Raw genomic sequence first — 5,709 nt, forward strand, 5'->3', positions numbered from 1 at the left:
TTCCATCATTGCGGTAAAGCTTGATCGACGAGGAGGGAACTTGATCGTTTGCATGAATCAGAAGGATGTCCTGGTGTCCATCCAGATCATAGTCGAAGACCACGCAGCCCCCGCCCATCGCTTCCGGAAGTCGCCATTCTCCCCGTGCGCCTCGGTCATGAATGAAGTCGATTCCTGCTGCTTGTGTGATGTCGGTTAGAAGGATTTGCGGGACAGCGGGTCTCGGTGGAAACGTCGTCCGCGGCGGATAGGTCGGAAGTCGAGCGGAAGCGATGGGGGCTGGACTTTTCGAGGAGCCGATCCGTGAGACCGTATAGGATACGCTCAGAATGATCAGCAGAATGGCGATTGACCAGCGAATCCCACCGTCGATGATGCGATCGTCCGTGTCACCTGTCCGATCTGTCATGGAGTTCCTCCCGTCGTTACCCCGGAGACGCTTCGATCATCTGGCGCGATGTCCACGACGGGCTGCGGACGAGATTGATGCAGTGGATAGATTGAAATCGGTTCTGAGGCATGTGCGGCAACGGGATTTCGCAGACGGGCCGCCTGAACTGCGCGGTCCCGAGCGTTGTCGTCAACTTTGTAGGTCCGGTATTTCTCGCGGTGCAGGCTTGCATCGCTGGAATTCCCCAGAAGCTCATGGATCAATGAAGCATTGTAGTGTGCCGTCGCATTCTCGGTGTCGAGCTTCAGTGTCTCGCCGAAGTGCAGCAATGCCTCGTTCAAAGTTGCCGTTCGTTGTTCCGCGTGCTCCAGCTTGGCCCGTTCGAACAAAGCCAGGCCCAATTCGTTTTGAACGACGTAATCGCGACGGAAATTGAAGCCGCGACGTGCCATCTCCTCATTCTGATCTTCCAGGACAGCTTGAATACATCGAATCGCCTCATCCAGTTGATTCTGCTGGAAATGAATCAGTCCACTCACCCAGTTGACGGCCCAAGGGGCATAGACCGGCTCGGTGAAGAACATCGGCTTACCGACAGAGGTCGCTCTTTGCACCGACGCGGCCGCTTCGTTCAACCGTCCCTCAGCCAGATAGACTCGTGCCAGGTTCAAGCGAACATCGATGTAACCGAATTTCTCGTCCAGTTCTCGAAAGATTTCTTCCGCTTGACGGAGTTCAGCCGTTGCGGCTGAGGACTGCCCCGACCCGTCGGCTTCACGTAAAAGCGCAAGGCCATAGTCATTCCGCCGCTGATAGATATGGTCGATTTTGATGGGGTATTCCTGCTCCGGGATAGATTGTGACTGACCTGAGACAGGAAAGATGATGGTGTCTTCTGCCATCGTCGTGACAGGGAGTTCATTAAAGTAAGGCTGACTTGGGGTCATTCCGCGGACGCGGTGATCCTTTTCGCGATTCGACCGTGCAACGAAATTCATGAAGGCAGAGTCAAATTTGCGATATTGCAGTTTGATCTTGACTGTGATCGGCCCTTCTACAGCAGCAGGGACTTCAAGCCGGTAATGGATCACCTGTGCGGCCCCAGGGGGAATCTGGTGATCATAGAGGGTTGCATAGATATCCTGCGGGTTTCGTCTGCCGATCTGGTTTCCGTCCCGATCCACCACATAATTGCGGATAAAGTACGCGTGCTCATCGACGGATCCGGACTCGTCGACATGGCCACTTTGTGCAATTAACTCGGTGCCGCTGAAGACCTCGACCGAGACCCAGATTTCATTGGAGTCGACGGTCCCTTGTGAGAAGTGGTGTCCGATCTTGAGCGTCCTCACCACTGTTTCAAGGAGGTAGCTCTCACCGGGGACGAGTTCCGGGATTTCCGGTCTCAGAGGAGCATGCAGTTTGCCGCTGAGCGATCCTCCCTCTTTAATCCCGAACAAGTCGACTCGAACGCAGTCCTGCAGAAACTTCTGGTGAGCTGCAATCGTTGCTTCGTCAGATCGAAGGAACGGCAGGGCAGTATTGGCACCGAGGAACAAGTGGTTGTGAATGCTGAGCTTGCCCGAGTCCCCCAACAGTCGCGCGCCGAAGTCGTTCGATGGCTGTGCCGGCATGTGGCAACCAGCACAGTTTTGAATCGCGCGCATGCCAAAATAATTGCTGCGAGCACCTCGACCCGAGACGCCACTCAAAGCAAACGAATCATAATGGTTTTGCCCTCGCAGAAATTCCTTATAACCATTCAGGGCTTCCGGGAGGTGGACTTTATGGCAGGTTGAGCAGAATTCGGATGTGCTATGGTGCGGTTTGAGGAATGTCGCCTTGTGCAGTGCGGGACGTGCCTTGATTAATTGATCACTCAGGGCCTGAAGCCACGGATTTTCGCTGAACGCAAACGGATAATGTACTGGATCTTCGATGGTGTAATCACCATTCCCCCGTGTGCTGTTCACGTGCGTGATCGCGTGGCAGCTCGTACAGGTGATGCCGGCATGGGCGGTCAGATCAGCAACGTCATCAAAATAAGGGTTATCAAAAGCCCCACTCAGAAACGGGACGGGGTCGTGACAGCCCGCACACCATCTTGCTGCCTTAACATTCCCATCCCGCTTCATCGAGACTTCTCTCGTTTCCCGCACACTCGCCAGGTACATCGGATTATTAAAGCTGCTGAAGTGATGGGCACTGTGGAACCAGCCCTCGTAAGCATCCGCGTGGCACTTCTTGCAGTAGTCGTCCCGCATCAGGGTTTCCGCAGGAATGAATTTACCCGACGCTGTTCGAGTCAGCGCCGGGAAGAAGTAGGCTTCCCCCTCTTGAGGTCCGGGCACGTTGATATCGCGGGGATCCCAGGCATGGAGCGAGGCTCCAATTGCAATCGTGACCGCGACGAACCCTAGATAGCTCAGGCCCGATTTCCAGCGGATTCGTGGTCCAGCGAGCCGGTGCAGACAGTAAAGCCACACGGCGGCAACGGGAGCAGCCACATGCAGCCAGTATACGACAGATCTTACGGCAGGTTGCTTCAGCTCGACACCCCCGACACGCACCAGCAGGATGCCTGTCGAAAGTAAGGTGAGGCACACTGCGAACAGACCGTAACCGACGCGGACGGCGCGGCGGTTACGTGATGTTCTTGCGACCAGTAGATGGGGGATACTGAAGCCCATAAATGGAAGCAGGAGGGCAAGTCCTAATCCGATATGGATCATGAACATCCAGAGCGAGAAATAGTTCTGGTAAGTTCGACCCGCTCCCCGGATGCGGCTGAGCCACTCAAGTAGAGTGACACTCGATAAGTAGGCCGAATTCACGCCGAGTAAGGCAACCAGGAAGAAGACGATCGATAACCAGATTCGCAACCGAGGTGTCACCGTCTCGAAACGATGATGTGGCGGTCTAGGTCTTTGCTGAGACATTGTCGCCTTCCGCTCGACGAGGGCCATGCGCTTCGCCGGATCTTGTTGTCAATCAGGTCAAGACGTCGTGAATCACTTCTCCATAATCGATTTCCAGTCGTTTGCGACCAGGGTACTCAAGCTTATGGCTGTCGAGTCCCAGCAGGTGCAGCACCGTTGCGTGCAGGTCGGTAACGTAGTGCCCTTCACCGAGGGCGTGATAACCGAGTTCATCCGTCGCCCCGTGCACATAACCCTGCTTGATTCCCGCTCCCGCCAGCCAGATCGTAAAGCCGTTGGGGTGATGGTCACGTCCATCGGTGCCGCCCCCACGGAGTTCAAGTCCCGGGGTTCTGCCGAATTCCGTGCAGAAGACTACGACGGTTTCCTCAAGAAGTCCTCGTTGCTTCATATCCTGGATGAGGCCTGCGACTGGTAGATCGACGGTGGCACACAGGCGGGTGTGGTTTTCTTTCAACTTCTGGTGAGAGTCCCAGACACCATACGCTGAAGGGTAGACCTGAACGAATCGAACACCGCGCTCGACCAGCCGTCGGGCTGCGAGGAGCCGCTGGCCGGCAAGCTTTGTGGCATCGTTGTCCAAACCGTACAGCTTCTGCGTGGCTTCGGTTTCGTGAGCAAAATCGATCGCTTCGGGGACGGCCGCTTGCATACGGAACGCCAGCTCATAGGAACGAATCCGTGCCTGCAACTGCTGATCTTCAGGGTATTCGACTGCAGTCAGTCCATTGAGCCGGTTGATCAATTCAAACTCTTGACGCTGTTGCTCGAAAGTCTGATTCGCCTGTCGCAGCCCGAAAGGCAATGGACTTTTGGGGTCCAGTGCGAGGGGCACACCTGCGTATTGGGGACCAAGATAGAGAGAATCGATCGACTGTCTCGTGTCGGACCTGGTCGGGCCTCCCAGTACAGCGAACTTGGGCAGGTTGTCATTGAGCGATCCAAGTCCGTAGTGCGCCCATGCCCCCACACTGGGTTGCGGTTCATCCAGCCGATGTCGACCCGTGTGGATCTGGTTTTCGGCCGCGTGGTCGTTGTCGGTCGTCCACATGTTTCGGACGAAGCAGAGATCGTCGACGTATTTTGACAGGTGCGGCCACCAGTCAGTGACTTCGATGCCGCTGTCACCGTGCTTCTTCCAGCCGACCTGCATGGGGTAAATGGTCGGATAGACATCCCGAATATTGATTTCTTCTGCCGCAACAGAGCGGAATCGCTTCTGGTGCAGCTTGGAATTCAGGGGGTTTTCCAGCGGCGTTTTGTCGAACGTCATGCCCGCGTACGTATTCAGAGCCGGCTTGGGATCAAATGTTTCGACGTGGCTGTATCCCCCCGAAAGGAAGATCCAGATGACGGATTTCGCCCGCGGAGGAGTGTGGACTCCGAGAACGCCGTCAGAGGATTCTGTTGCTCGGACGACACCGTCATCGGCCAGCATCGAACCCAGTGCGAGACCTGTGAATCCAAGGCCGATATCGGAAAGAAATGCGCGTCGTGAGCGTCGGTCAGTCTGGCAGTCACAGTGATCGTTATTGGGTTGTGGCATTCTCAGATTCCTGTCGTTCCGCATCAGTCAGTGGAATGAAGTCCGTGATCTTAGATCGGTCGAGTTTGAAGGACGATGACCGTTTGAGGATCAAACTTGTTCACAGCGAGGATAAAAAGCTCGTCTTCAAAAATGGCACAGTAGTCCGACATCAGGTACTTGCGCTCTTCACTGGGCAGAGTCGGGATTTCCAATCGAGAAAACCCTTGTGTCATGGGATCAAAGACAGTCCAGGTACCAATAAAGTGATGAGGTTCACCATCCAGCGATCCATTTCCCCCCGTCCAGGTGGAATGGCAGATGTAGAGCCTGCCGCGGAAGTACCATCCTCCGCTGAGGTACCCATACCACTTGCCAAACCCGGGGACCTTGATGGGGGAACCCCATTCACCCGTGGTGACGTTGAGGGGAAGGATTCGACCCTTCAGATGATCACTACAGTACAGAGTTTCGCCGAAGACTTTACTACCGGCACTCGGGGTTGCCTCCGGTTCCGGGGACTGAAAGTGACCCGTCCAGGTGCGGGAATCGAGATCAAACCGAACGATGTCGTTTCCTGTGTAGGTACTGCCCCAGATTTCTCGGCGCTCGAACTCTTCAAACGTCATATAGAGCGTGCCGGAAAGCTTGTAAGGGCAGGGAAACGATTGTCCTGTTTCAGAGTCGGGCTCCCACTCGAGAACGCTGGCGTGCTTCGTGTCATAAAAATAAATGCGAGAACTCCGCCGATCGACGAATCCGCCATAGACAGCAGGATTTTCATAGGGAATGGGATGCCGTGAAACCTGATTCGTTTCCCGGTCCCAGACTGTCAGATGGGAAAGACCAGGTGT

The 5,709-nt window shown here is 55.2% G+C and carries 3 protein-coding genes and 1 pseudogene; all 4 read right to left on the reverse strand.

The features are described from left to right. Positions 1-409 (reverse strand): annotated as a pseudogene (locus VGE80_RS03030) (hypothetical protein); the annotation flags it as partial. After that, complete coding sequence (locus tag VGE80_RS03035; protein ID WP_440591630.1) at positions 406-3,330, reverse strand: multiheme c-type cytochrome; 2,925 nt, start codon at positions 3,328-3,330, stop codon at positions 406-408. The pseudogene VGE80_RS03030 and the gene VGE80_RS03035, both read right to left, overlap by 4 nt. Positions 3,331-3,382: 52 nt before the next feature. Then, positions 3,383-4,876: a DUF1501 domain-containing protein gene (locus tag VGE80_RS03040; protein ID WP_397569781.1), complete on the reverse strand. Its 1,494-nt coding sequence runs from the start codon at positions 4,874-4,876 to the stop codon at positions 3,383-3,385. A gap of 50 nt (positions 4,877-4,926) precedes the next feature. Then, on the reverse strand, positions 4,927-5,709 hold a 783-nt coding region (locus tag VGE80_RS03045; RefSeq protein ID WP_440591631.1), incomplete at its 5' end, for a hypothetical protein.

Origin of the sequence: Schlesneria sp. (assembly GCF_036405755.1) — a bacterium.
In the GTDB taxonomy this organism is placed as follows: Bacteria; Planctomycetota; Planctomycetia; order Planctomycetales; family Planctomycetaceae; genus Schlesneria; species Schlesneria sphaerica.